At 69.6% G+C, this 22,186-nt stretch carries 25 protein-coding genes; 8 read left to right on the forward strand and 17 right to left on the reverse strand.

All coding sequences use genetic code 11. The features are described from left to right. Positions 1-32: 32 nt before the first annotated feature. Both ABSL23_RS02385 and trmY read right to left on the reverse strand, forming a co-directional pair. Entirely contained in the window at positions 33-476 is a 444-nt protein-coding gene (locus tag ABSL23_RS02385) for a TIGR00725 family protein (RefSeq protein WP_353634622.1), read from the reverse strand. Continuing rightward, positions 476-1,066, reverse strand: a complete 591-nt coding sequence (gene trmY, locus ABSL23_RS02390; protein WP_353634623.1) for a tRNA (pseudouridine(54)-N(1))-methyltransferase TrmY — start codon at positions 1,064-1,066, stop codon at positions 476-478. The genes ABSL23_RS02385 and trmY overlap by 1 nt, the downstream gene beginning before the upstream one ends. Positions 1,067-1,344: 278 nt before the next feature. Here trmY and ABSL23_RS02395 point away from each other — a divergent pair, with 278 nt between their 5' ends. Further along, entirely contained in the window at positions 1,345-2,628 is a 1,284-nt protein-coding gene (locus ABSL23_RS02395) for a tRNA pseudouridine(54/55) synthase Pus10 (RefSeq protein WP_353634624.1), read from the forward strand. Next, positions 2,625-3,260, forward strand: coding sequence for a ribonuclease HII (rnhB, locus tag ABSL23_RS02400; RefSeq protein WP_353634625.1), 636 nt, complete (start codon positions 2,625-2,627; stop codon positions 3,258-3,260). Before ABSL23_RS02395 ends, rnhB begins: the two co-directional genes overlap by 4 nt. Here rnhB and ABSL23_RS02405 read toward each other — a convergent pair. Then, positions 3,257-4,864 (reverse strand): Na+/H+ antiporter NhaC family protein, encoded by a 1,608-nt coding sequence (locus ABSL23_RS02405; protein ID WP_353634626.1) that lies wholly within the window; start codon positions 4,862-4,864, stop codon positions 3,257-3,259. The genes rnhB and ABSL23_RS02405 overlap by 4 nt on opposite strands. Positions 4,865-4,975: 111 nt before the next feature. Between ABSL23_RS02405 and nucS the strand changes: the two genes are divergently transcribed. Further along, complete coding sequence (gene nucS / locus ABSL23_RS02410) at positions 4,976-5,728, forward strand: endonuclease NucS (RefSeq protein ID WP_059057643.1); 753 nt, start codon at positions 4,976-4,978, stop codon at positions 5,726-5,728. Here the strand turns inward: nucS and ABSL23_RS02415 are convergent. From ABSL23_RS02415 to ABSL23_RS02430, 4 genes are all read right to left on the reverse strand, one after another. After that, positions 5,715-6,770 carry a HAMP domain-containing sensor histidine kinase gene (locus ABSL23_RS02415; protein WP_353634627.1) on the reverse strand — a complete coding sequence of 352 codons (1,056 nt, stop codon included), beginning with the start codon at positions 6,768-6,770 and terminating at the stop codon, positions 5,715-5,717. The genes nucS and ABSL23_RS02415 overlap by 14 nt on opposite strands. A 67-nt stretch (positions 6,771-6,837) precedes the next feature. Further along, positions 6,838-8,376 (reverse strand): preprotein translocase subunit SecD, encoded by a 1,539-nt coding sequence (locus ABSL23_RS02420; RefSeq protein ID WP_059057645.1) that lies wholly within the window; start codon positions 8,374-8,376, stop codon positions 6,838-6,840. Further along, positions 8,373-9,233 (reverse strand): protein translocase subunit SecF, encoded by an 861-nt coding sequence (secF, locus tag ABSL23_RS02425; protein ID WP_059057646.1) that lies wholly within the window; start codon positions 9,231-9,233, stop codon positions 8,373-8,375. Before secF ends, ABSL23_RS02420 begins: the two co-directional genes overlap by 4 nt. A 52-nt stretch (positions 9,234-9,285) precedes the next feature. Next, positions 9,286-9,888: a metal-dependent hydrolase gene (locus ABSL23_RS02430; RefSeq protein WP_179204563.1), complete on the reverse strand. Its 603-nt coding sequence runs from the start codon at positions 9,886-9,888 to the stop codon at positions 9,286-9,288. 100 nt (positions 9,889-9,988) lie between these two features. Between ABSL23_RS02430 and ABSL23_RS02435 the strand changes: the two genes are divergently transcribed. After that, on the forward strand, positions 9,989-10,270 hold the full coding sequence (locus ABSL23_RS02435; protein ID WP_059057647.1) for a hypothetical protein: 282 nt from the start codon (positions 9,989-9,991) through the stop codon (positions 10,268-10,270). Here ABSL23_RS02435 and ABSL23_RS02440 read toward each other — a convergent pair. After that, the gene (locus ABSL23_RS02440) at positions 10,267-10,734 is read right to left on the reverse strand and encodes a DUF5812 family protein (protein WP_059057648.1); all 468 of its coding nucleotides are present in this window, start codon (positions 10,732-10,734) and stop codon (positions 10,267-10,269) included. The genes ABSL23_RS02435 and ABSL23_RS02440 overlap by 4 nt on opposite strands. Before the next feature lie 8 nt (positions 10,735-10,742). After that, on the reverse strand, positions 10,743-11,309 hold the full coding sequence (locus ABSL23_RS02445) for a hypothetical protein (protein ID WP_059057649.1): 567 nt from the start codon (positions 11,307-11,309) through the stop codon (positions 10,743-10,745). A gap of 92 nt (positions 11,310-11,401) precedes the next feature. Here ABSL23_RS02445 and ABSL23_RS02450 point away from each other — a divergent pair, with 92 nt between their 5' ends. Genes ABSL23_RS02450 through ABSL23_RS02460 form a run of 3 tightly spaced genes read left to right on the forward strand, consistent with a single transcriptional unit; the run spans position 11,402 to position 13,983 of the window. Continuing rightward, positions 11,402-12,679: a glucose-6-phosphate isomerase gene (locus ABSL23_RS02450; RefSeq protein ID WP_353634628.1), complete on the forward strand. Its 1,278-nt coding sequence runs from the start codon at positions 11,402-11,404 to the stop codon at positions 12,677-12,679. A 45-nt stretch (positions 12,680-12,724) separates the two neighbouring features. After that, positions 12,725-13,759, forward strand: a complete 1,035-nt coding sequence (locus tag ABSL23_RS02455) for a CPBP family intramembrane glutamic endopeptidase (RefSeq protein WP_059057651.1) — start codon at positions 12,725-12,727, stop codon at positions 13,757-13,759. 59 nt (positions 13,760-13,818) lie between these two features. Continuing rightward, positions 13,819-13,983, forward strand: coding sequence for a CopG family transcriptional regulator (locus tag ABSL23_RS02460; RefSeq protein WP_059057652.1), 165 nt, complete (start codon positions 13,819-13,821; stop codon positions 13,981-13,983). On the opposite strand, the gene ABSL23_RS02465 is transcribed toward ABSL23_RS02460, so the two are convergent. After that, the gene (locus ABSL23_RS02465; RefSeq protein ID WP_059057653.1) at positions 13,980-14,438 is read right to left on the reverse strand and encodes an NOB1 family endonuclease; all 459 of its coding nucleotides are present in this window, start codon (positions 14,436-14,438) and stop codon (positions 13,980-13,982) included. The two genes, ABSL23_RS02460 and ABSL23_RS02465, sit on opposite strands and share 4 nt — an antisense overlap. Beyond that, positions 14,438-14,680: a PRC-barrel domain-containing protein gene (locus ABSL23_RS02470; RefSeq protein ID WP_059057654.1), complete on the reverse strand. Its 243-nt coding sequence runs from the start codon at positions 14,678-14,680 to the stop codon at positions 14,438-14,440. The genes ABSL23_RS02465 and ABSL23_RS02470 overlap by 1 nt, the downstream gene beginning before the upstream one ends. A gap of 144 nt (positions 14,681-14,824) precedes the next feature. Between ABSL23_RS02470 and infB the strand changes: the two genes are divergently transcribed. Continuing rightward, the gene (gene infB / locus ABSL23_RS02475; protein ID WP_059057655.1) at positions 14,825-16,627 is read left to right on the forward strand and encodes a translation initiation factor IF-2; all 1,803 of its coding nucleotides are present in this window, start codon (positions 14,825-14,827) and stop codon (positions 16,625-16,627) included. Between the two features lies 1 nt (position 16,628). Here infB and ABSL23_RS02480 read toward each other — a convergent pair whose 3' ends face one another. The 6 genes from ABSL23_RS02480 to truA form a co-directional block, all read right to left on the reverse strand. Further along, positions 16,629-16,844, reverse strand: coding sequence for a hypothetical protein (locus tag ABSL23_RS02480; protein WP_353634629.1), 216 nt, complete (start codon positions 16,842-16,844; stop codon positions 16,629-16,631). Positions 16,845-16,915: 71 nt separating this feature from the next. Then, positions 16,916-17,287, reverse strand: coding sequence for a DUF5811 family protein (locus ABSL23_RS02485; protein ID WP_059057657.1), 372 nt, complete (start codon positions 17,285-17,287; stop codon positions 16,916-16,918). A 68-nt stretch (positions 17,288-17,355) separates the two neighbouring features. Further along, positions 17,356-17,829 carry a pyruvoyl-dependent arginine decarboxylase gene (locus ABSL23_RS02490; protein ID WP_059057658.1) on the reverse strand — a complete coding sequence of 158 codons (474 nt, stop codon included), beginning with the start codon at positions 17,827-17,829 and terminating at the stop codon, positions 17,356-17,358. A gap of 58 nt (positions 17,830-17,887) precedes the next feature. Next, positions 17,888-19,120 (reverse strand): proteasome-activating nucleotidase, encoded by a 1,233-nt coding sequence (locus ABSL23_RS02495; protein ID WP_059057659.1) that lies wholly within the window; start codon positions 19,118-19,120, stop codon positions 17,888-17,890. Positions 19,121-19,230: 110 nt separating this feature from the next. Continuing rightward, entirely contained in the window at positions 19,231-21,021 is a 1,791-nt protein-coding gene (pepF, locus tag ABSL23_RS02500) for an oligoendopeptidase F (RefSeq protein ID WP_059057660.1), read from the reverse strand. A gap of 78 nt (positions 21,022-21,099) precedes the next feature. After that, on the reverse strand, positions 21,100-22,005 hold the full coding sequence (truA, locus tag ABSL23_RS02505; protein ID WP_059057661.1) for a tRNA pseudouridine(38-40) synthase TruA: 906 nt from the start codon (positions 22,003-22,005) through the stop codon (positions 21,100-21,102). Between the last annotated feature and the right edge of the window lie 181 nt (positions 22,006-22,186).

Genomic DNA, 22,186 nt, shown 5'->3' on the forward strand with positions numbered 1-22,186 from the left:
CTTTCGCGCTCGCACCGACAGCCGCAGCGCCGTCACTCGACGCGCACTTCCACGTAATCGACCGCTTCCGCTGGCGTCTCGACGGCCTCGACGTGCGGGGCGTCGGGCGCGCCGAGGCCCGCAATCGGGCGGTCGTACACGGAACTGAAGCCGACCTCGGAGAGCGTGCCGCCCGCGCCGTCCACGGCAATCACGGCGTCACCGTTCATGACGACGAGCGCGTTCCGCGCGTGCCCGAGACCGGTCGCGATAGCCGTCTCCACGTACTCGTTGGCCGCGTTGCGGTCCTCGCCCGGGAGGACGCCGATGGTGTGACCGCCGGCCTCGCTGGCACCCTGACAGGCCGCTTCCATCACGCCGCCGAGCCCGCCGCAGACGACGGTGTGCCCGCGCTCGGCGAGCAGTCGGCCGACCTCGCGGGCGTTCTCGGTTGCGTCCGCGGACGGCGCGCTCGCGCCGACGACGCTCACGCGCATCAGTAGTTCGTGAAGCCATCGGTGTCGAGGTAGTTGTGCGCGACCGTGATGGTGTGGTCGGCGTGCAGGACTTCGGGGCCGACGCGCACGCGCTGGTCGCTGCGGTCCGCGAGGAAGACCGCCTCCGCCTCGGTGAAGTCCTCGTGGTCCGAGAGCACGAAAATCGAGTCCTCGCGCGGTTCGACGGCCGCGAGCGCGTCGCCGTCCTCGTGGAGTTCCACGACGGTTCCGTCGAGGTCGTCCAGCACCGTCTCGAATCCGCGCTTGGAGACGTGGATGCCGGGCGTCGACTCGGCCTCGCGGTGGCCGATGGCGCGGTCTTTCGCCTCCAACGCTTGCTTGAGCAGGCCGGCGATGTTGCGCTCGTCGGGGTTCATGTACCGCAACTCGCTGCCGTCGATGCGGACGGTGACCTCGTCGGCAAGCACGAGGTGGACCTGGACGTCCCGCCGGAGGTCGTGCGAGAGGAACAGCGCGGCGTTGACACACCGGCAGAGCACGTCCAGGCGGCCCGCGCCGCCCGCGAGGTCGTCCAACGAGAAGTCGGGGTCGGTCGGCGCGTGGTGGCCGAGCACGACGAACTGGCGCATACCGACCCATCGCAGCCCCGCGATTTACCCCTATCGACCGAACACCGCACAGCTACCCAATCAACCGACATCCTGGCGGATTGAAAGGGCGAGGGCGGCTGCGGGAACCCCCGCGACGCAAGCACTGCAGCGACCGTAGGGAGCGAAGCGCGCAGCGAGCGGCGGGACCGCAGACGCCCGAGGGCTTTCAGAACGCGATAGCTACGAACGAATCCGCACGACGAACTAGAGCAGACGGGACCGAAGAGTACGTACCAGCGGCCCGCGACACAACACCCATGACAGTCTTGGAGGGCGCGCGACGGGTGCTGGCGGAGGACCCGATTTGCGACGCCTGCGTGGGGCGGTGTTTCGCGGAACGGAGTTTCGGATTGACGAACGCCGAGCGCGGCCGGGCGCTCCGGACGACTATCGCGCTGGAGGACGACGAGCCGTACGAGGGCGTCGAACCCTCGGAGTGCTGGGTGTGTGAGGGCGCGTCGGGGCGCTTCGACGAGTTCGCGGACCTCGTGGTCGAGGCGCTCGCCGACCAGCGCTTCGACACGTACCAGGTGGGGACGCGGGCGCCGCCGCTGGTGGAGGAGAACGAGACGATGCTGCGCGATCTCGCCGATTTGGACGAGGACGCCGGCGAGCTGTTCAAGTCCGAGTGCAACCGCGAGGTCGGCAAGCGCGTCGGGAGGCGGACGGGCGCGGACGTGGACTTCGAGCGCCCGGACGTGCTCGCGGTGCTGGACGTCGAGTCGGAGACGGTGGACGTGACGGTGAACTCGGCGTTCGTCTACGGCCGCTACCGCAAGCTCGAACGCGGGATTCCGCAGACGAAGTGGCCGTGCAGCGACTGCAACGGGACGGGGACGCTAGTCGACTCGCCGTGCCCGCACTGCGACGGCACGGGCTTCCTCTACCCGGAGAGCGTCGAACAGTTGACCGCGCCGCCCGTCATCGACGCGATGGACGGCGAATCGGCGTCGTTCCACGGCGCTGGCCGTGAGGACATCGACGCGCTGATGTTGGGGACGGGCCGGCCGTTCGTCGTCGAGGTGGACGCGCCACAGGAGCGCCACCCGGACCCCGAGGAACTGGAGGAAGCCATCAACGAGTACGCCGACGGGAAGGTCGAAGTCGAGGGGGTTCGGCTGGCGTCCTACGAGATGGTGGCGCGCGTGAAGGAACTGGACGCGCGGAAGCGCTACCGCGCGCAGGTGGAGTTCGGCGAACCGGTCACCGAGGACGACTTCGAGGCCGCACTCTTGGAACTGGACGGCGCGACCATCCAGCAGGAGACCCCCCAGCGCGTGCAGCACCGGCGCGCGGAGAAGGTCCGCGAGCGCGAGGTGTACGACATCGAGGGCGAACTCACCGACGACACGCACGCGGTCGTCGAAATCGAGGGCGAGGGCGGGCTCTACATCAAGGAACTCGTCTCCAGCGACGAGGGCCTCACGGAGCCGAGTCTCGCTGGCGTGCTCGGCGTGGAGGCGGAGGTGACGGCGCTGGACGTGGTGACCGTGGAGGGCGAGCGCGACGAGTTCGAGGACGAGGAGTTCTTCGTGGAATGAGGCACTTCGGCGTCGACGAGGCCGGCAAAGGCCCCGTGCTGGGGTCGATGTTCGCGGCGGCGGTCGTCGGCGACCCAGCGGACCTCCCGGACGGCGTCGCGGACTCCAAGCGGCTCTCCCCGGCGCGCCGCGAGGAGTTAGACGAGCAAATTCTCGAGGGCTTCGAGGTCGGCGTCGCCGAGATTCCCGTCAAGCGCATCGACGACCCCGAGACGGACATGAACACACTCACGGTCGACGCACAGGCGAGCGCGCTCGACGAAATTGCGGCGGACGGTCTCGCAGGCTACGTGGACGCCGGTGACGTGGACGAGGCGCGGTTCGGGCGCCGGGTCGCCGACGGCGTCACGGCCGACGTGGACGTGACCGCCGAGCACGGCGCCGACGACGAGTACGCGCTCGTCGCGGCGGCGAGCATCGTCGCGAAGGTCGCCCGCGACAGCCACGTCGCGGACCTCGCAGCAGAGTACGGCGACGTGGGCTCGGGGTATCCGAGCGACCCGACGACGCGAGAGTTCTTGCGCGAGTACGTCCGCGAGCACGGCGACCTGCCGGATTGTGCGCGGGCGTCGTGGCAGACGAGCCGGGACGCGCTCGCGGCCGCCGAGCAGTCCGGCTTAGACGAGTTCTAGTCGTTCTCGGGGGTGGGAACGTTGCTCTGCTTGGGGTCGATGCCGCGGCGGCGCGCGTCGAACTCGGAGAGGCCGTAGACGAGCGCGACGAGCAGGCCGATACCGACCGGGAGCAACACCAACGGCGTGACGCGCGTGAACCCCCAGACGACCAGCAGGAGCGCGGCGACCGCGACCACGGTGACCGCGTAGTACAGCTGCGTTCGTACGTGGTCGATGAGGTCCGCGCCCGTGAACGTCGCCGACAGGACGGTGGTGTCGGAGATGGGGGAGGCGTGGTCGCCGAAGATGGCGCCGGAGAAGACGACGCCGACGGCGGCCGCGACCATCGTGTGGCTGCCCGTGAGGTTCCACGCCACCGGCACCGCGATGGGCGTGACGATGCTCATCGTCCCCCACGAGCTCCCCGTGGAGAACGCGACGAACGCCGCCGTGAACAGCACGACGACGGGCAGCAGTTCGGGCGTGAGGAACTGCTCGACGGCGTTCGCGACGTACGTGCCGGTGCCCAACGCCTCGACGACGTTCCCGATGGACCACGCGAGCACGAGAATCGTCACCGCGGTGAGCATGATGCCGAACCCGTCGATGGTGGTGTCCACGCTCTCCCCCAGCGAGAGCACGCCGTACGCGAGTCCAAGGACGTACGTGGAGACGACCATCGCGAACGACCCGAAGATGAGCGCGAGCGCGTAGTCGGCGTCCACGACCATGTCGTAGAGGCTGGCGCCGGGCGCGTACCCCGTGTACAGCGCGGAGCCGACGGTGACGGCGACCAGCACCGCGATTGGCGCGAAAAAGGAGAGGAGTTTGGGGTTCTCCGTCTCGGGTTCGCCGAGCGTGGCTTCGACGTCCTGCATCGGACGGGCGTCGTCGCGGGAGACCTTCCCGGTGGTGGACGCGCGGTGTTCGGCGCCGAGCATCTCCCCGTAGTCGCGGCGGGAGAGCACGACGATGGCGACCATCGCGATGGCGAGAATCGCGTACATGTTGAACGGAATCGACTGCAGGAACACCGCAAACGAGTCCGGGCGCTCGGCGGCCGCGACGCCCGCCGTCTGGTAGCCCGACTCTATCATCGACAGCTGGAACGCCACCCACGAGGAGATGGTGAGCGTGGCGACGGGCGCGGCCGTCGAGTCCACGATGTACGAGAGCTTCTCCCGGGAGACGCCGAGGAAGTCGGAGACGTCTTTCATCGTGGAGCCGACGACCGCGGTGTTCGCGTAGTCGTCGAAGAACAACAGCAGGCCCAGCAGCCACGCGACGACGCCCGCGGTGCGCTTGCTGTCGATGTGTTCGAGCGCCCAGTCGCGGACGGCGTGGGAGCCGCCGAGGCGCCAAATCATCGCGACTGCCGACCCCAGCAGGAGCGTGAAGATGATGATTTGCGCGTGGAATATCGAGCCCTCGCCCTCGGCGGACACCTGCGAGATGGAGCGCGCAATCCAGTCGAAGGTCTGCGTGAGACCGACGCCGCCGGTGTAGATGACGGCGCCGGACCACACCCCGAGGAACAGCGACAGCACCGCCTTCCGGGTGACGATGGCGAGCGCGATAGCGAGCAACGGGGGGACGACGGAGAGAGCACCGAACTCGGACATACCTCGACGTTTCGCTCTATCGGCTTAAATGCCACTTTGGCGGGCTGACGCCGCCGGCAGCCGCCGCCAAACCACAGGTTTATCGGTCGGCGCGGCAACCGAGTGGAGACGATGGTCGTACAGCGACTGGACGCGCCCACCCCCGAGGAGGTCGTCGAGGCGGCGAAGGCGGCGGTCCGGGACGGCGCGGTGTTGACCGTACAGGCCCGCTGCGAGGTCGAGTACGAGGGCCGCACCAGCGGCTACCTCGGCGAGGGCGACCGCCTGCTCGTCGCGAAGCCCGACGGCACGTTCCTCGTCCACCAGCCGACCGGCCACAAGCCCGTCAACTGGATGCCGGGCGGCGGCACCGTCGAGGCCCGGGAGAGCGACGGCGACGCGGTGTTGCTCGCGCGCCGCAGCAACCCCAGCGAGCGCGTGGAAGCCCGCATTCTGGAGGCGTACGGCGTCACGCGCTTCGAGGCCGAGGACGGCGCGACCTACGAGGAGTCCGGCACCGAGGCGGAGATGCACGAGTACATCCAGAACAACCCCGAGGAGCTGGAAGCGGGCCTGCGCATCGTCGAGCACGAGCGCGAGACGAAGTACGGGTTCGTGGACTTCTACGCCGTCGACGAGGACGGCACGCCCGTCGTCGTCGAAGTGAAGCGGATTCAGGCGACGCTGAACCACTTCGACCAGCTCAAGCGCTACGTCGAGCTGTATTCCGAGAGCAACGACGAGGTTCGCGGGATGTTGGTCGCGCCGTCGGCCTCCGAGCGCGTGCGGCGCGCGCTCCGCGACAACGACATGGAGTTCGTGGAGCTGGCGGAGTTCGGGCTGGACGCGAAGGGCGCCACCGAGGCGAAGCTCACCGACTTCTAGGGAACGACAGCAGGACCTCGTTGCCGTCCTCGCGGCCGCCGAAGGAGAGGCGGCCGTCGTAGGCGCCGACAATCCAGCGCACCAACCAGAGACCGACGCCGCTGCCGTGGCTGAGCTGCGTGATTTCGCGCTCGCCGGTGACGGTCGCGCGCTCGACCTCGGGAATTTCGGGGCCGTCGTCGCGGACCGCGATTTCGACGCGGCCGTCCGCGGTCGCGACCTCGACGCCGACCCACGGCTCGTCGCTGTCGTTGTGTTCGATGGCGTTCTCCACGAGCTCCCGAATCGCGTCCGCGAGGTAGTCGCCGGCGGCGGGCGTCGCGTCCGTGACGGTCACGTCGATGGTCGCGTCGGGGTACTCCTCGTGGAGGTCGGCGACGACGTCCGCGATGGCGCTGCTCACGTCGTAGGGGCGGGGCTCCGGCGGGCTGTCCACGAGGTTGCGGATGGTCGTGATGTGGCCGTGGAGCGCCGCGAGGCGCTCCCCGGAGCCGTGGACGTCGTCGGCGAGGTCGTCGGTCGCCTCGTCGTCAGCCATCCGGACGCGCGTGGCGTAGCTGTAGAGCCGCTGGGCCTCCGTGCGGAGGTTGTGGCGGACGAGCCGGGAGAGCACGTCGAGCTTCTCGCGCTCGCGGGCGAGCTGGCGGGCGCGGATGCGGCGCGCGTCGTTGACGCCGATGAGGACGTGCGCGACGGCGCTGACCGCGACGACGACGGTGCCGGAGAAGACTGGCGCGGCGGGAAGTACGGCGACCGCGGACTGGTAGGCGTACAGGAGGCCGAGCGCGGCGCCGATGACGACGATGCCGAGGACGTTCCAGCCGGCGATGCCGAGCGTCTGCCGGCGCGTGAACTCCGCGCGGTAGACGACGTAGCCGGCGGCGACGAGCGCGGCGCCGACGAGGCCGCCGAAGCCGGCGAGCAGCCAGCCCGACAGCGGCGGCTGCGCGTCGAGGACGTGGCGCACCATGACGGCGACGACGACGACGCCCGTGAGGCTGATGGTGGCGCTGGCGGCGGCCCGCCGCGTGTCTACGGTCATACCCCAACTGCGACCGTAGCCGGGTTAAGCGTGGTGCTCGCTGCGGGCGGCGGAGAAGACGGCAGCGTCAGTGCTCGCCGGTGAGCAGGCGGCGGAGGATGTCCCCGTACGCCGGCCGGGTGACGAGCACGCCGATGAGCACGCCGAGGATGGTGACGATGGCGAACCCGCGGAGGTCACCGAGGCTGAGCACGGCGAGCGGACTCATCGCGATGATGGTCGTCACCGCGGCGGCGCCGATGACCCACAGCGCCTTCCGGAACCGGCTCTTGAAGACGCGCTGGGAGCCGACCTCCTGGGTCATCACCTCGTCGGCGATGATGACGAGGTCGTCCACCCCCGTCCCGATGACGGCGATGAACCCGGCGATGTGCGAGAGGTCCAACGCGAGCCCGCTCACGGCCGCGAACCCGAGCAGGATGACGACTTCAGACAGCGCGGTGAACACCATCGGTATCGCGACCCGGGGGTCGCCGTACCGCGCGAACACGACCAGCGCCATCGCGATGGCGGCCGCGAGGCCGGTCACCAGCGACAGCGGCTTGTACCGCTCGGCGAAGCTCGGGGAGACGTAGTAGGAGTCCTGGAACTCCAGTTGCGTCGGGAGCGCGCCCGCTTGAAGGTTCACGCGGAGTTCGCGCGCCTCCTCCATGGAGTTGGCCGTGATGACGAACCGCGGGTCCTGCACGAACTCCCCGTTCTCGAAGCTCTGCGCGAGGTTCGCGCGGACGCCCGCGTCGTAGACGACTTCGCCGTCGAGGACGGTCAGCAGGCAGTAGCCGCCGTCCGGGAACTCGCAGTTGCTGACGCCCTGCCCGGACGTGAAGCCGTACTCGCGCATGTCCGCGGCGAACGTCTCGGCGATGTCCTGCGTGAGCGAGACCGGGACCGACGGGCGGCCGTCGATCATCTGCGCGGTGCTGACGTCACTGCGCTGGAGCTGGGAGTGCGTGAGCACCGTCGCGTTCGTCTGGTTGCCGCCCTCCGGGTAGTACGCCCGCATCTCGACCTCGCCGCGGCCCTGAATCAGCGACCGGACCTCGGAAGCGTTCTGTCCGGGGACCTCGACGACGATGTAGCTCTGCCCGGACTGGGTCGTGGTCGGGTACGCTCGCGCCCCGCTGAACCCGGTCGCGTCGATTTTCGTGGAGATTGTGTCCGCGATTTCGTCCCGCGTGGCCTCCGTGACCCCAGAGTCCAGCGACTCGTAGGCGAGACCGAGTTCGTCGAACGCCGCGCCCACTTCGGCGGTCGTGTTGTTCGAGTACACCTCCACGACGTCGGGGTTGTCGCTCGACGTCCGGTCGCGGGCGGTGACGCTTCCGGGTTCCAGCGAGAGCGCGTTCGCAACGTCGGCTTCGAGGGCGTTGCGCTCGGTCTCGTCGCCGGGGACGTCGACGCCGCTGGCGGTGACGCCGACGGCGGTCGCCCGAAGCCGCACGCCACCAGAGAGTTCGAGGCCGTACTGGAGGTTCGTCGGCCGGGACGCGGCTTCCTCGTCCCCGCTGGCGGACGCGCCGATGCCCGGCGCGAACAGCGCGACCGACGACCCGAGCAGCAACACGACGAGGAAGGCGACCCGCCAGTTCTCGCGGAGCCAGCTCATCGGGACACCCCCTCGAACTTGTACCAGCGAAGCAGGGTGACGTTCAACATGTACGTGTTCATGAGGTCAGTGGTGAGGCCGAAGACCAACACCAGCCCGATGGCCGAGAGCAGCTGGATGCCGAAGATGTACGAGACGACGGTCATCACGGCCATCGTGGCGATGGAGGTCACGGTCATCGTGACACCGGTGCGCATCGCGCGGTGGACGCTCTCCCAGAAGTCCCCGGAGCGCCGGAGGACGTGGTTGTTCAACAGGATGTCGGAGTCGACGCTGTAACCGATGAGCATCAGCAGCGCGGCGACGGTCCCCAGCGAGAGCTTGATGCCGAAGAGGTTCATCAGCGCGACGGGGACGACGATGTCGCTGAACGCCGACAGCACCACGGCAATGGAGGGGACGAAGCTCCGGAACAGCAGGAAGACGACGACGCTCATGCCGGCGAACGCGATGCCGACGCCGAGCAGCGCGAGCCGCTGGGTCGAACCGCCGAACGTCGCGGAGGTGCTCTGTGACTGCACCACCTCGTAGCCGGCGTCGGCGGCCTGCTGGGCGAGCGCCTGCTGGTTCTCGGACTGGAAGGTGACGAGGTACTGCGAGCTGTCGGTCCCGATGGGGCGGATGGACTCGTGTTGCTGGTCGAACGCGGCCGTGACCTGTGACTGTGGGGCGTCCGCTTCGACGACGAGCTCCGTTCCGCCGGTGAACTCGATGCCGGGGGTGACCGGTGACCCCGTGAGGGCGAACCACGCGCCGATGACCGCCAGCGCGATTACCAGCACCGCCAGCGGCGGCGCGACGAGCTGCCGCATGGAGTACTGGCTGAGGTCGACCTCGGGGACCTCGAAACTGGGCATGGATTCGGGTCGGGAGCGAGCGAGGTTAAGGCTTCTTATACCCGGCCGGGCGTCACGGAGCGAACCGCTCGGGGACGTGCCGGCGCACGCTGGACGGGACCTGCGCGAACAGCCACGTCGCGACCGCGGGAAGGCGCTTGCGGACGACGACGTAGCCGGCGGAGACAACGAGCGCGGCCGCGGCGACCTGCTGGACGTTCGGCCCGAATGCCAGCGCCGCGGGCACGCCGAAGACGGCGGCGATGGCGAGGTCCTCGGGCGCGCCGTCGTATCGGACGAGCCGGCGCGGCGGCAGCCACCGGCCGTGGAAGTGGCTGTAGACGGCGCGCTCGCTGGTCCCCTCCCACGGTTCGAGTTCGAGGCCGCCGCCGAGCGCGTCGCTGCCGGCGTGGAGCGCGGCGGCCGCGAGGAAGACGGCCGCGGCGACGGTCCACGCGGTCGGCGAGACCACCGCGACGACGGCCGCGACGGCCGCGGCGGCGCCGTAGTAGACCGGGAAGTGGAGCGTACGGCGGTGGCCGGCGTAGAGGTCGAGATCGGGGAAGACGCCGCCAGCGAGGCCGGCAGCGGCCACCGCGACGCCGAACTCGGGCACGACGAGTGAGACGAGCGCAGCGACCGCCAGCCCCACGAGCGCGTGTGTCGTCGCCATCATGGATACCCGCTCTAGGCGGGCGGCGGGCTTGAAGATGTCGCCTCCAGAAGAACAGAATGCGGCGGTGAGCGTAAGACCGCTGGCGGCCGTACACGCGCACATGGCGACCACGGTCACCGTCTCGTACCCGGCGGACGTCGGCGACTGGGTGCGCGACCAGTTGCGGACCGACCACGTGCGGGCGTACCTCAAGCGGTCGAACGACCGCGCCCGCGAGGGTGACGCGTGGTCAGTCTCGGTCAACGAGGGCTGCGGCGTCACCAGTCCGGACATCCCGCTACGCGTCGAAGGCGTCGTCGGGGACGAGTCACTGGACGAAACTGCGGAACTGGCGTTCGTCGAGCGCGACGCCGGACGGAACGGAGCCGGCGGAGAGAACTAGGGGAGGTAGCGGACGCTCACGAAGTCCTCGCCGGAGCGGACTTCGACGCGCTCGATGCCGATGCGGGCGGCGCGCGCGACCGTCTGCTCGTCGGCGAGCACGTCCTCGACGGTCTGATCGACGCCGTCCTCGGGCACGCCGAGGACGTGGACCTCGCCGACGCCCGCGCGCTCGACGGTCTCCAAGTCGCCGGCGTCCAGCCCCTCGGCTATCTCCTTGGACTGGGGAGTCGGCGTCTCGTCGCTTTCCTCGACGGGAATCTGCTTGTGCTCGGCGACCTCGACGACGCTGTACGTCACGTTCATCGGCGGGTCCGGCGCGACCGTCGCCTCCAGCACGTCGCCCTCCGCCAGCCCCGGGTTCTCCGAGAGCGTGTGGACCTGCGCGTCCGTCACGTCCGAGAGCACCGCGGAGCCGTCCGCCGCGCTGGTGACGAGGAACGTCGCGGTCTTCTCGTCTGTCATCGACGGGCCTAGGCCGGCTCGCCGTTTCCGTGTTTCGACGCGTACCGCCGGTGGACGCCGTAGACGACGAGCGCGCCCGCGAGCACGAACAGCGGCGCCGCCACGGACGGCACCGCGTACAGCAGTTCCACGACGGGCGCGAAGATGCCGGACGGCTCCGGGCGCGTGACGACGTTCCCCTCCGACCCGAACTCCGGGGGCATCGACGCCACGAGCGCGACGTACACCGAGAGCACGAAGACGTAGCCGGCGACCGCGAGCGCGGCGTCGTAGCCGTCGGCGACTTCCCGCTCGCGGCGGTGGCGGTTCGCCACGAACAGCACGGGCGCGACGATGGGGACGAACACGAACAGGCCGACGACGACGTAGAACGTCCGGGAGAGCGTCAGCGACCCGCCGCCCCCGCCCGTCGTGTTCCCGATGAGCACGAGCAGTCCGCCGACCGCGAGCGCGACGACCACCGCCGCGACGACGGTGCTGACGACCACGTAGCTCCGGAACAGCAGCGAGTCGGACTGCCGGAACGCGTACGGGTACGCCGTCACCAGCCCGGAGTAGCTGTCGAACCGACCCATTGCCCGAGACTGCGCGCTACCACAGCAAAAGCGCGGCGACTCGCCGCAGCGAGAGGCCAGCGCTTAAGCACGCCGGCGTCCCGGTACTGGACATGCACGTAGACGTGGGCAACGCGCTGGCGGTGGAGGCGTCGCCGGGCGTCCCCGAGGACGCGCTGGAGCGACTCGACGACCGCGTCAGGGACGCGCACGAGCACATCGTCGCGGGGATGACCCGCGAGGAGTTCGGGTACGCGGCGCTGAACCTCCCGAAGACCGCCGACCCCGCGGCGATAGAGCGGGCGGTCGAGCCGTTCGCGGACAGCGAGGTGCTGTTGAACGTCGGCATCGGCGGGAGCGCGCTCGGCGCGGCGACACTCGTGGACGCGCTCGGCGGCGACCTCGACGCGCACTTCCTCGACAACGTCGACCCCGAGCACGTCACCGCGCTCTTGGAGGACATCGACCTCTCGCAGACCGTCGTCCACGTCGTCTCGCGATCGGGGACGACCGCGGAGACGCTTGCGAACTTCCTCGTCGTGCGCGACGCGATGGAGCAAGCGGGCGTGGACTGGACCGAACGCACGTTCGTCACGACCGGTCCGGAGGGGAACCTCCGCGACCTCGCGGACGAGCACGACCTGCCCGTGCTCGACGCGCCCGAAGGCGTCCCCGGGCGGTTCTCCGCGCTCTCGACGGTCGGACTGCCGGCTGCCGCGCTCGCTGGCCACGACGTCGAAGCGATTCTCGCCGGCGCACGCGAGGGCCGGGCGGCGCTCACGGGGTCGCTGTTCGACTGTCCGGCGTACGCGTACGGCGCGACGGCGTACGCCCTCGACGTCCGCGGCGCGGGCATCAACGCGATGATGCCGTACGCCGAGTCGCTGGAGACGTTCGCGGAGTGGTTCGCGCAGCTGTGGGCCGAGAGCTTAGGGAAGGACGGCCTCGGGCAGACGCCCGCGCGGGCGCTCGGCGCGACCGACCAGCACAGCCAACTCCAACTCTACCGCGCCGGCCCCCGGGACAAGCTCGTGACGCTCGTCCGGGCGCGCGAGCGCGAGGACCGCGGGATTCCCGACACCGAACTGGAGGGACTGGACTACCTCGCGGGCGGCAGCCTCGGCGACCTGCTTGACGCGGAGTTCGAGGCCACGGAAGCGAGCCTCGCCGAGTCCGGCGTGCCGAGTGTTCGCGTCGAGATTCCGCGAATCGACGAGCGCTCGCTGGGGCGGCTACTGTACGACTTCGAGGCCGCTTGCGTCCTCGCAGGCGAACTGTACGGCGTGGAGACGTTCACGCAGCCCGCCGTCGAGTGGGGGAAGGACGCCGCGCGCGGCCTGCTCTCGGGGGAACGCGGGCTCCCCGAGAAGACCGAGCTCGTCGTCGAGTAGGCCGGGAGCGGCACGCCTTTGTCCCAGCAGGCCGGATTCGGCGACGTGAACGACCGGTACGCTCAGACCGTCGGCTTCGTCGTCGCGGGCGTCGGGCTGGCCGCCACGTTCCTCGACTGGCCGGCCGGGGCCGCGCTCGCCGCGCGCGCCGCCACCGCGTTCGCGCTGCTCGCGGCCGCCGCGTTCGCCGCGCGCCGCTACGGCGTCGACGCGCCCCGGCTCGACCTCCTCGCGGGCCTCGGCGGCGTCGGACTCGTCGTCGCCGCGGCACTCGGCGTCAACGCCGCGACGGCGGGACTGCCACGCGGCCCCGCGCTCGTACTCCTCGCAGGTCTCGGCGCCGTCGGCGCGGCCGCCGCGGCGCACGCGGGGCTGGAACGGGCCGCGGTGCGCGCCCGCGAGCAGCGGCTCGTCGTCGGCGTCGTCGTCTCGCTGGCCGCGCTCGTGTTCGGGTCGCTGCTCGCGAGCGTCGCCGTCGGCCTCGTCCCCGACACTCCCGTCGTCTCCGTCTCCGTCAACACCGCCGTCGCGAGCGCCGGGTACGGGCTCGCGGGCGTCGCGTTCGTGACGTGGTACGACGGCGGCATCGACGTCTCCCGGCCGTCGCGCCGCGACGTGAAAGTCGCGGCCGTCGGCGTCGCGGCCATCTTCGCGGTCCACTACGCGCTGGTCGGGCTGGTCGTCCTCTTCGACCTCCCGCAGACCACGCACTCGCTCGTCGAGACGGCGCGCGACTACCCCGGGATTCTGCCGCCGCTGGTCGTCCTCTCGTATCTCGCGGTCGGCCCCGGCGAGGAGCTGCTCGCGCGCAACGGTGTCCAGAAGTACCTCTACGGCGCGTTCTCGCGGCGCGGCGCGGTCGTCGTCGGCTGTCTCGTGTTCACCGCCGCGCACGTGCTCGCGTACGCCGGCACGGGCGCGACGCCGGGCGCGGTACTCGTGACGCTCGGCCGGCTGTTCGTCGTCTCGCTGGTGCTTGGCGCGACCTACGAGCGCACCGACGACCTGTTCGCGCCCGTCGTCGTCCACGGCACCTACGACGCCGTCCAGTTCGCGATGGCGTACGTCGCGTTCGCCTGACAGCTCGTCTGACGCCGGGCTGACTAAGTATTACGGTGAGCGCGCTCGAACGAACGGCCATGCCGCGGAAGTACTCCATCGTGTGTGGGGACTCGGTCGCCGCCGAAGTCGAGGCCCTGGCGCGGGAGTACGGACTGTCCGAACAAGAGGTGCTCCGCCAGCTCATCGACAGCGGCCTCGAAGCCGTCGAGAACGAGGCGGAAGTGGTCGAGAGCGACGACTAGCGGGGGCGCTTGCGCGCGAGGTCGCTGCCGCAGACCGGACAGCGCTCCTTCGACTCGTCGAACTCCCGGCCGCAGCCCTGACACTGGAAGTTCCAGTTCCGGCGCTCGCTGATGCCTTCCTGCTCGATGACGTCCACGCCGACGCCGAGTTCGTCCGCCGCATTCTGCACCGCGTAGTCGTCGGTGACGACCGTGCCGTCGAGTTCGTGCGCCGCCGCGAGCAGCCGGAGGTCCGTCTCGGAGAGCACGTCGAGGTCGCCGGTCGCGCGCGCGGCCTCGCGAGCCGAAGCGAGCGCCGCGTCGCCCGGCACCTGCACCTGCATCCCGCCGCCCGCCATCGCGTCGTAGCGGTACGCTGCGGCGTCCTCCAGCTCGTCCCGGACGGCGGGAATCGACGCCGTCTCGCCGTCGGGCTCGTAGTCGTGGATGAACGCGGAGGCGTCTAAGACCTTCACTATCGCTGGACGACGATGTAGTCCTTGACCGCCTGCACGCGCCCGACGGGCACCCGGTAGTGGCCCTCGCCGTCGGTCGGGAAGTTCACGGTGACGTTCGAGTCTTCGAGCGGCTCCACGAGGAGGTCTTCGAGCTTCCCGCTCTTGAGGTCCATCGTGATGTTGTACAGCATGCCCAGCTCCGTGCCGTCCGACCCCATCACGGCTTTCCCGGAGAGGTTCTCTGCGAGGATGTCGGCCATACCCGGGAATCTTGGCTGGTATCCACATAAACCCCGCGGGGTCGTCGGACGCGCGACGCACGAGGCCGGCGGCTCGTGACGATGGAATTATACGCCGCCGCCCGCTCTGTTCGGTCAACAACCGTTCTCTCGGAGGATTCTACTATGTCCGACGCAGACACCACCGAAGACCCCGGGGAGCTGCGGACGCCCATCGTCGCGGTCCTCGGCCACGTCGACCACGGGAAGACCAGTTTGCTGGACAAGATTCGCGGCTCCGCCGTCATCGAGGGCGAAGCCGGCGCCATCACCCAGCACATCGGCGCGACAGCCGTGCCGCTGGACGTCGTCAGCGAAGTGGCGGGGAGCCTCGTCGACCCCACGGAGTTCGACCTCCCGGGCCTGTTGTTCATCGACACGCCCGGCCACCACTCGTTCTCGACGCTGCGCTCGCGCGGGGGTGCGCTCGCGGACATCGCCATCCTCGTCGTGGACGTCAACGACGGCTTCCAGCCCCAGACGGAGGAAGCCATCCGCATCCTCAAGGACACGGGGACGCCGTTCGTCGTCGCCGCGAACAAGATCGACACCATCCCGGGCTGGAACCCCACCGAGGACGCCCCGGTCCAGCAGACCTACGACAACCAGTCCGACCGCGTGCGCAGCCAGCTCGACGAGGCGCTGTACGAGCTCATCGGCGAGCTCTCCGGTGCGGGGTTCTCCTCGGACCTCTACTGGCGCGTGCAGGACTTCCAGTCGAACATCGGCGTCATCCCGGTCTCGGCGGAGACCGGCGAGGGCGTCCCCGACCTCCTCACCGTGCTGATGGGGCTCGCCCAGCGGTACATGAAGTCCGAGATGGAGGTGAACATCGACGGCCCGGGCGCGGGAACCGTCCTCGAAGTCAAGGACGAGCGCGGGTTCGGGACGACGCTGGACGTGATTCTCTACGACGGCACCATCCGGCAGGGCGACCAGATTGTCGTCGGCGGCACCAACGAGACCATCGTCACCGAGGTCCGGGCGCTGTTGAAGCCCCGGGAGCTCGCCGAGATTCGCACGGAGAAGCGCTTCGACGACGTGGAGTCGATGCAGGCGGCGGCCGGCCTCAAGATTGCCGCGCCGGACCTCGACGAGGCGATGGCGGGCGCGCCGGTCCGCGTGGTCGGCGACCGCGACGTCGAGGCCGTCGTCGAGGAGGTCGAGGCGGAGCTCGCGGAGGTCGCCGTCGAGACCGCCGAGGAGGGCGTCGTCGTGAAAGCCGACACGCTCGGCAGCCTCGAAGCGCTCGCGAACGCCATGGAGGAAGCCGAGATTCCCGTGATGGCCGCGGAAGTCGGGGACATCGCGCCCCGGGACGTGGCGATGGCGACCACGGCGGACGACGACAAGCACCGCACCATCCTCGGGTTCAACGTGGACGTGCTCGGTGACGCCGAGCAGAAGGCCGAGGACGAGGACGTCCGCATCTTCGACAGCGACGTCATCTACCAGCTCGTCGACGACTACGAGGAGTTCGTCGAGGAGCGCGAGCGCGCCCAGCAGGAAGCCATCTTCGAGAACATCGTGCGGCCCGCGCGCTTCCGCATCCTCCAGGACCACGTGTTCCGGCAGAACGACCCCGCGGTCGTCGGCGTCGAAGTGGTCTCGGGGACGCTGAAGCGCAACACGCCGGTCGGGCTCATCGAGGGCAACGAGCTGGAGCGCGTCGGCGTCGTGAAGGGCATCCAAGAGCAGGGCGAGGACGTGGACGAGGCGCGCGCGGGCAACCGCGTCAGCGTCTCCATCGACGGCCCGACGGTCGGCCGCGACATCGAGGAGGGCGACGAGCTCTGGGTGGACCTCCCCGAGAAGCACGCGAAGGTGCTCGAACAGGAACTCTCCGAGGAGATTCCGGCCGACGAGCGCGAAGCGCTGAAGGCGTACCTCGAAATCCAGCGGAAGCGCGACCCCTTCTGGGGCAAGTAGCTCAGTTCTTGGCGTCGTCGCGCGCGAGCAACACGACAGCCGCGGCGACGGCGCAGATACCGATACCGAGCGCGGTCGCGCCGGTGACGACCGACGACGGACCGGAGAGCGTGAGCGCGGCGAGCACGCCGAACACGGCGGTCAGCGTGACGCCGAACGTGAGTGCGAGCGCGAGCCGCATTCGGAACGGAGAGTCGGAGGGCGGACGCTCGGCCATCACGCGTTCCGACGACCCGAGAGGAGAAAAGACCCGGGGCGAGTCGCAGCCGCCGCGACGGAGCCGGTGATTCAGCGAGCGGTCTGCGGGACGTCGTCGCCGAGCGCGTGCTTGACTTGGAGGGCGGCGCTGGCGGCGAGGCCGCGCGCGACCTCCTCGCGGTCGTCGTCCGGGATGAGCTCGTCGTCGGCGACGCCGTCGAACTCCGGGGTGAACCCGGCGCTGACGGGGTTGCCGGCGGGCGGGCGGACGGCGACGGTGACCTGGACGCCGTTCGAGCCGGAGCTAATCTCGGAGCCGACGACGTACTCGTCGGGGAGGAAGTCCCGCGTGCGGGCGGTAATCTGGGAGATGCTGTCCTGGAGCGCGCGCCGCTGCGTTCCCGTGAGCTCGGGGTCGGGTTCCGACGGCTCGGCACCACTGTACGGCGTGTTCCCGTGCATTCGCTGTTAGTAGGGCACCCCCACGTAAAGTCCTTTTAGTCTGGGTGGTATTCACACACTCCGACCGCTCAAAGAATCGGTTCGCTGTCACCGTACGCGGCGACCACGACCGCCGCCGCGTACTCGCCGGCGTCGGCTTCGGTGCTAGTCGTGCGGACTGTCGCGTCGTCGAACGACCAGTCGCGGAGGTCCATGCCCGCGTCGATGCCGGCGCGCACCCGGGACTCGACGTCCGCAGCGTCCGTCTCGTCGGCGACCTCGTAGAACAGGCCCGGCCCCTCGTCGCTCTCCGCCCACGCGAGCGCGGCGCTGACGTGGCGCGGCCCGGCGGCGTTGGCGTGCGCCTCCACGACCGTCAAGCGGTTCCCGGCGGGGCCGAGGTCCGACGCGGTCCCCACCGCTTCGACGTCGGCGTCCGCGGGAATCACCGACGACACCGTGACGAGGTTGTAGTTGTGGACGCCGGCGTCCGCGAGCGCGGCGTCGTACGCCGCCATCTCCGTGGGCGCCGTGCCCGTCCCCCAGACGACTCTGATGGTCATACGAACGCGTCGGGGCGCGCGACACAAGAGCGTTCCAATCCGGAACGGCGAGAGCGGATTACCGGATGTAGCTGGGGTAGTTCGGGCCGACGTCGTCCTCGCCCTCGGCGACGAGCTTCTCGTAGGCGGCGTCGAAGTCCTCGCGGCGGACCTCGTCGCGGTCGTCCCGAATCGCGAACATCCCCGCCTCCGTGGCGAGGCTCGCGAGCTGCGCGCCGGAGAAGCCCTCGGTCTCGCGGGCGAGGTCCGCGAACGCCACGTCGTCGGCGACGTTCATGTCGCCCGCGTGGATTTCGAGGATGCGCTCGCGGGCCTCCTCGGTCGGGTTCGGCACCTCGATGAGGCGGTCGAAGCGGCCCGGGCGGAGAATCGCCGAATCCAGCATGTCGAAGCGGTTCGTGGCGGCGATGATGCGGACGTCCCCGCGCTCGTCGAAGCCGTCCATCTCCGAGAGCAGCTGCATCATCGTCCGCTGGACCTCGGCGTCCCCGCTGGTCTTCGAGTCCGTGCGCTTGGCGGCGACGGCGTCGATCTCGTCGATGAAGATGATGGCGGGCTCCTTCTGGTCGGCGAGCTCGAAGAGGTCCCGGACCAGCCGCGACCCCTCGCCGATGAACTTCCGGACGAGCTCCGAGCCGGCCATCTTGATGAACGTCGCGTCCGTCTGGTTCGCGACGGCCTTCGCCAGCATCGTCTTCCCGGTGCCCGGCGGCCCGTGCAGGAGCACGCCGCTCGGCGGCTCCACGCCGACCTTCTCGAACTTCTCGGGGTTGACGAGGGGGTCCTCGACGGCCTCCCGGACCTCCCGGAGCTGCTCGTCGAGGCCGCCGATGTCGTCGTACTCGACGGTCGGCGACTCGTCGACCTCCATCGCCTGCGCGCGGGCGTCCGTCTCGTCGTCGAGGACGCGCTGCACGCTGAACGAGTCGTTGATGGCGACGCGGTCCCCGACTTCCAGCTCGTCGGCGAGCCGCGGGGACAGCTCGGTGAGGACTTCCTGGTTGTTGCCGTGCTGCTTGATGACGGCGCTGCCGTCCTCGGGCAGGTCCTCGACGGTGGCGAGGTACAGCGACGCGGTCTTCAGCGTCTCGTTCTCCCGCTGGAGGCGGTCGACCTCCTCGCGGAGCTCTTCGCGACGCGACTCGACCTCCTCGAGCTGGGACTGCAGCTGCTCGTGGACGTCGAGAATCTCTCCGTAGTGGTCCTGGAGCGCGTCGAAGTGTTCTTCCGGCGACGACTCGGGGTCGACGTCGAGCGTCGGCCGGTCAGGTAGTGAAGGACTGCGCGACATTCGTTGGTGGTGGTAGGGGCCGCGCGTAGAAGTTCCTTTGGGTAGGCGGAACGCCTACCGGCGTTCGGGCGTCTGACGGGAACGGGGAGAACTGACCGTCCGTGGCGCCCTCAGACGAGTTCCTCGGCTTGTTCGAGGCGCTCGTCGTAGACGTCGAGCGCGCGTTCGATGGGCTCGCTCGTGGACATGTCCACGCCCGCGGCCCGCAGCAGTTCCAGCGGGTACTCGCTGGACCCGCGCTTGAGGAAGTCGAGGTAGCGGTCGGCGGCGGGCTGGCCCTCGTCGAGGATGTCCTGCACGAGTGCGACGGCCGCCGAGATGCCCGTCGAGTACTGGAAGACGTAGAAGTTGTAGTAGAAGTGCGGGATGCGCATCCACTCGCGGCGGATGTGGTCGTCGACGACGGCGTTCGCGTAGTAGGCCTCCTTGCGCTCGCCGTACACCTCGTCCACGCGGTCGGGCGTCAGCGCCTCGCCCTCTTCGGCCAGCGAGTGCAGGCGGTGTTCGACGTCCGCGAACAGCGTCTGCCGGTACAGCGTCGAGCGGAACCGTTCGAGGTACTCGTTGAGGATGTGCTTGCGGAAGTGGTCGTCCTCGACCGTATCGAGGAGGTGGTTGACGAGCAGCGCCTCGTTGACCGTGGAGGCGACCTCCGCCACGAAGATTTCGTAGTCCGAGTAGACGTACGGCTGCTGCTCGCTGGTGTACTGGCTGTGGAGGCTGTGCCCGAGTTCGTGCGCGAGCGTGAACATCGAGGAGATGTCGTCCTGGTAGTTCATCAGGATGAACGGCTGGGTGTCGTAGGTCCCCCCGGAGTACGCGCCCGAGCGCTTCCCGCGGTTCTCGTAGACGTCAACCCAGCGGGACTCCAGCCCTTCGGCGACGCGGTTCTGGTAGTCCTCGCCGAGCGGCGCGACCGCCTCCACGACGTGCTCTTTGGCCTCCTCGTAGGTGACTTCGGGGCTCTCTGAGTCCACGATGGGCATGTAGAGGTCCCACATCTGGACCTCGTCGACGTCGAGCGCCTCGCGCTTGAGGTCGACGTGGCGGTGGAGCTTGTCGAGGTTGTCGTCGACAGTCTCCACGAGGTTGTCGTACACCTCCGTGGGGATGTTCGCGCCGTCGAGCGCGGCCTCGCGGGCGGTGTCGTAGTTCCGGGCTTCCGCGAGCTTGACGTCCTTCTTCACCTGATTCTTCATCGTCGCGCCGATGGTGTTGCGGACGTCGCCGATGGTCTCGAAGAACGACTCGTGGACGGTCTGACGGAACTCCCGGTCGGGCTCCTTGAGGAGCTTCGTGAAGTTCGCCTGCGAGATTTCGACGGCCTCGCCGTCGGGGTCCTCGACGGTCGGGAACTCCAGGTCCGCGTCCGTCAGCATGCTGTACGCGTCACTGGGCGCGCCGAGCACGTCGCCGAGGTCGCTCAGCAGCTCCTCGACCTCCGCCGAGCGCGTGTGCGGCTTCATGCGGAGGACGTCGTCGAAGTAGTGCTCGTAGGTCGCCAGTTCGGGCTCCTCCTCGACGAGCTCCTGGAGTTCCTCGCGCGTGCAGTCCTGGAGTTCCGGACCGAAGAAGGAGGTCGCGCTGGAGACGTCCGCCATCAGGCTGGACGCCCGCGCCCGGAGCGCCTGATACTGCTGGTCGCGGGTGTCCTCGTCGGAGCGCATCCGCGCGTACGCCGACACCTGCTCGGCCTCGCGGTGGATGTCGTCGCGGAGCTGGAGCGCTTCCAGCAAGGTCTCGCCGGACTCGGTGAGCCGCCCCTCGTAGGCTTCGAGTTCGTCCAGTCGGGACGCGACGTCCTCGTAGGCCGCTTCCCAGTCGTCGTCGCTGGCGTAGATGCTCTCCAGGTCCCACGTGTGTCGTTCGTCGAGCTCGCTTCGTTCGGGAACGCTACTCATGCCGCATTCGTTCGGTGCAGACCGGTTAAACGTTGATGAACGACGGGGCGATTGCCGGCGCTCCGGCGCGAAAATAACTCACAGGGAGTCGGCGACGTGACCGGCCGCCCGCGCTCGCGCACGGCGCTGTTCGCGGAGGTCCGCGAACATCGCCCGGGTCGCGGCCAGCGCGTTCGCCTCGACGGCGAAGTCGAGGTCGTAGTCGACGTCGTGGAGCACGAGCGAGCCGGGCGGCGCGGGCGTCACGCCCTCCGGCCCCTCGATCGGCTCGGCGGCGAGCAGGCGGTCGATGCGGTCGAAGTTGTCGCCGCCCGCGACCGCCTGCACGAGCGCGACGACGCGACGCACGAGTTCGCGGCAGAACCCGCTCGCGCGCAGCGTCACCACCAGGAAGTCGCCGTCGCGCTCGATGCCGCCGGAGAGTTCGCGGACGGTGTTGGCGTCGTCGGGCGTGAGGTTGTGGAAGTCGTGCTCGCCGAGCAGCCGGTCGAGCGCCTCGGCCGCTCGGTCGTCCGCGTCTCCAGCGTGGCTCGCGGGTCGTTCCTCCCCGTCTTCTCGCGGGCTTCGCCCGCTCGAATGGTCCGAGGGACCCCGTCCCTCGCTACTCGCTCGTTCCGCGCCCTCGCTACGCTCGGGCGCGAGCCAGAAGTACCGGTACTCCCGCCAGTTCGCGTCGTGGGTCGCGTGGAACTCCGCGGGCGCGTCGGCGGTCGCCCACGCGCGCAGCGGCCCGGAGAGTTCGCTGTTCAGCCCGGACGGCGTCAGCCACGCGGGCGCGTCGAAGGCGATGGTCTGCGCGCGCGCCGACACGCCGGCGTCGGTCCGGCCGGCAGCCGCGTACCCCGGCGGTTTCTCCCCCTCAAAGGCGTCGAGCCGCCGGAGCGCGCCGAACAGTTCGTCCTCGACGGTCGTGACGTCGGGCTGGCGCTGGAAGCCGTAGTAGGGGCGGCCGTCGTAGGCGACGCGGAACGCGCGACGGGGCATAGCAGTACCTCGTAGCCACCCGACCGAGTCAGTATCGAAATTGGACGTATCGTGCAGTGGAGCATCCACGAGCGCCGTCGGCGCTCGTGGTTCACAGCGCGCTTGCGCGCTGGCGCCGAACCCACCGGAGTTCCCGGGAGCGAAGCGAGCGGGAGCACGGCAGAGCTGTGCTCTGCCGGAG

This window comes from Halobacterium sp. NMX12-1 (assembly GCF_040435975.1).
GTDB lineage: Archaea > Halobacteriota > Halobacteria > Halobacteriales > Halobacteriaceae > Halobacterium > Halobacterium hubeiense.

Coding starts and splice junctions, on each gene's coding strand:
- ABSL23_RS02385 (WP_353634622.1), bottom strand. CDS start 476: ATGCGCGTGAGCGTCGTCGGCGCGAGCGCGCCGTCCGCGGACGCAACC.
- trmY (WP_353634623.1), bottom strand. CDS start 1,066: ATGCGCCAGTTCGTCGTGCTCGGCCACCACGCGCCGACCGACCCCGAC.
- ABSL23_RS02395 (WP_353634624.1), top strand. CDS start 1,345: ATGACAGTCTTGGAGGGCGCGCGACGGGTGCTGGCGGAGGACCCGATT.
- rnhB (WP_353634625.1), top strand. CDS start 2,625: ATGAGGCACTTCGGCGTCGACGAGGCCGGCAAAGGCCCCGTGCTGGGG.
- ABSL23_RS02405 (WP_353634626.1), bottom strand. CDS start 4,864: ATGTCCGAGTTCGGTGCTCTCTCCGTCGTCCCCCCGTTGCTCGCTATC.
- nucS (WP_059057643.1), top strand. CDS start 4,976: ATGGTCGTACAGCGACTGGACGCGCCCACCCCCGAGGAGGTCGTCGAG.
- ABSL23_RS02415 (WP_353634627.1), bottom strand. CDS start 6,770: ATGACCGTAGACACGCGGCGGGCCGCCGCCAGCGCCACCATCAGCCTC.
- ABSL23_RS02420 (WP_059057645.1), bottom strand. CDS start 8,376: ATGAGCTGGCTCCGCGAGAACTGGCGGGTCGCCTTCCTCGTCGTGTTG.
- secF (WP_059057646.1), bottom strand. CDS start 9,233: ATGCCCAGTTTCGAGGTCCCCGAGGTCGACCTCAGCCAGTACTCCATG.
- ABSL23_RS02430 (WP_179204563.1), bottom strand. CDS start 9,888: ATGATGGCGACGACACACGCGCTCGTGGGGCTGGCGGTCGCTGCGCTC.
- ABSL23_RS02435 (WP_059057647.1), top strand. CDS start 9,989: ATGGCGACCACGGTCACCGTCTCGTACCCGGCGGACGTCGGCGACTGG.
- ABSL23_RS02440 (WP_059057648.1), bottom strand. CDS start 10,734: ATGACAGACGAGAAGACCGCGACGTTCCTCGTCACCAGCGCGGCGGAC.
- ABSL23_RS02445 (WP_059057649.1), bottom strand. CDS start 11,309: ATGGGTCGGTTCGACAGCTACTCCGGGCTGGTGACGGCGTACCCGTAC.
- ABSL23_RS02450 (WP_353634628.1), top strand. CDS start 11,402: ATGCACGTAGACGTGGGCAACGCGCTGGCGGTGGAGGCGTCGCCGGGC.
- ABSL23_RS02460 (WP_059057652.1), top strand. CDS start 13,819: ATGCCGCGGAAGTACTCCATCGTGTGTGGGGACTCGGTCGCCGCCGAA.
- ABSL23_RS02470 (WP_059057654.1), bottom strand. CDS start 14,680: ATGGCCGACATCCTCGCAGAGAACCTCTCCGGGAAAGCCGTGATGGGG.
- infB (WP_059057655.1), top strand. CDS start 14,825: ATGTCCGACGCAGACACCACCGAAGACCCCGGGGAGCTGCGGACGCCC.
- ABSL23_RS02480 (WP_353634629.1), bottom strand. CDS start 16,844: ATGGCCGAGCGTCCGCCCTCCGACTCTCCGTTCCGAATGCGGCTCGCG.
- ABSL23_RS02485 (WP_059057657.1), bottom strand. CDS start 17,287: ATGCACGGGAACACGCCGTACAGTGGTGCCGAGCCGTCGGAACCCGAC.
- ABSL23_RS02490 (WP_059057658.1), bottom strand. CDS start 17,829: ATGACCATCAGAGTCGTCTGGGGGACGGGCACGGCGCCCACGGAGATG.
- ABSL23_RS02495 (WP_059057659.1), bottom strand. CDS start 19,120: ATGTCGCGCAGTCCTTCACTACCTGACCGGCCGACGCTCGACGTCGAC.
- pepF (WP_059057660.1), bottom strand. CDS start 21,021: ATGAGTAGCGTTCCCGAACGAAGCGAGCTCGACGAACGACACACGTGG.
- truA (WP_059057661.1), bottom strand. CDS start 22,005: ATGCCCCGTCGCGCGTTCCGCGTCGCCTACGACGGCCGCCCCTACTAC.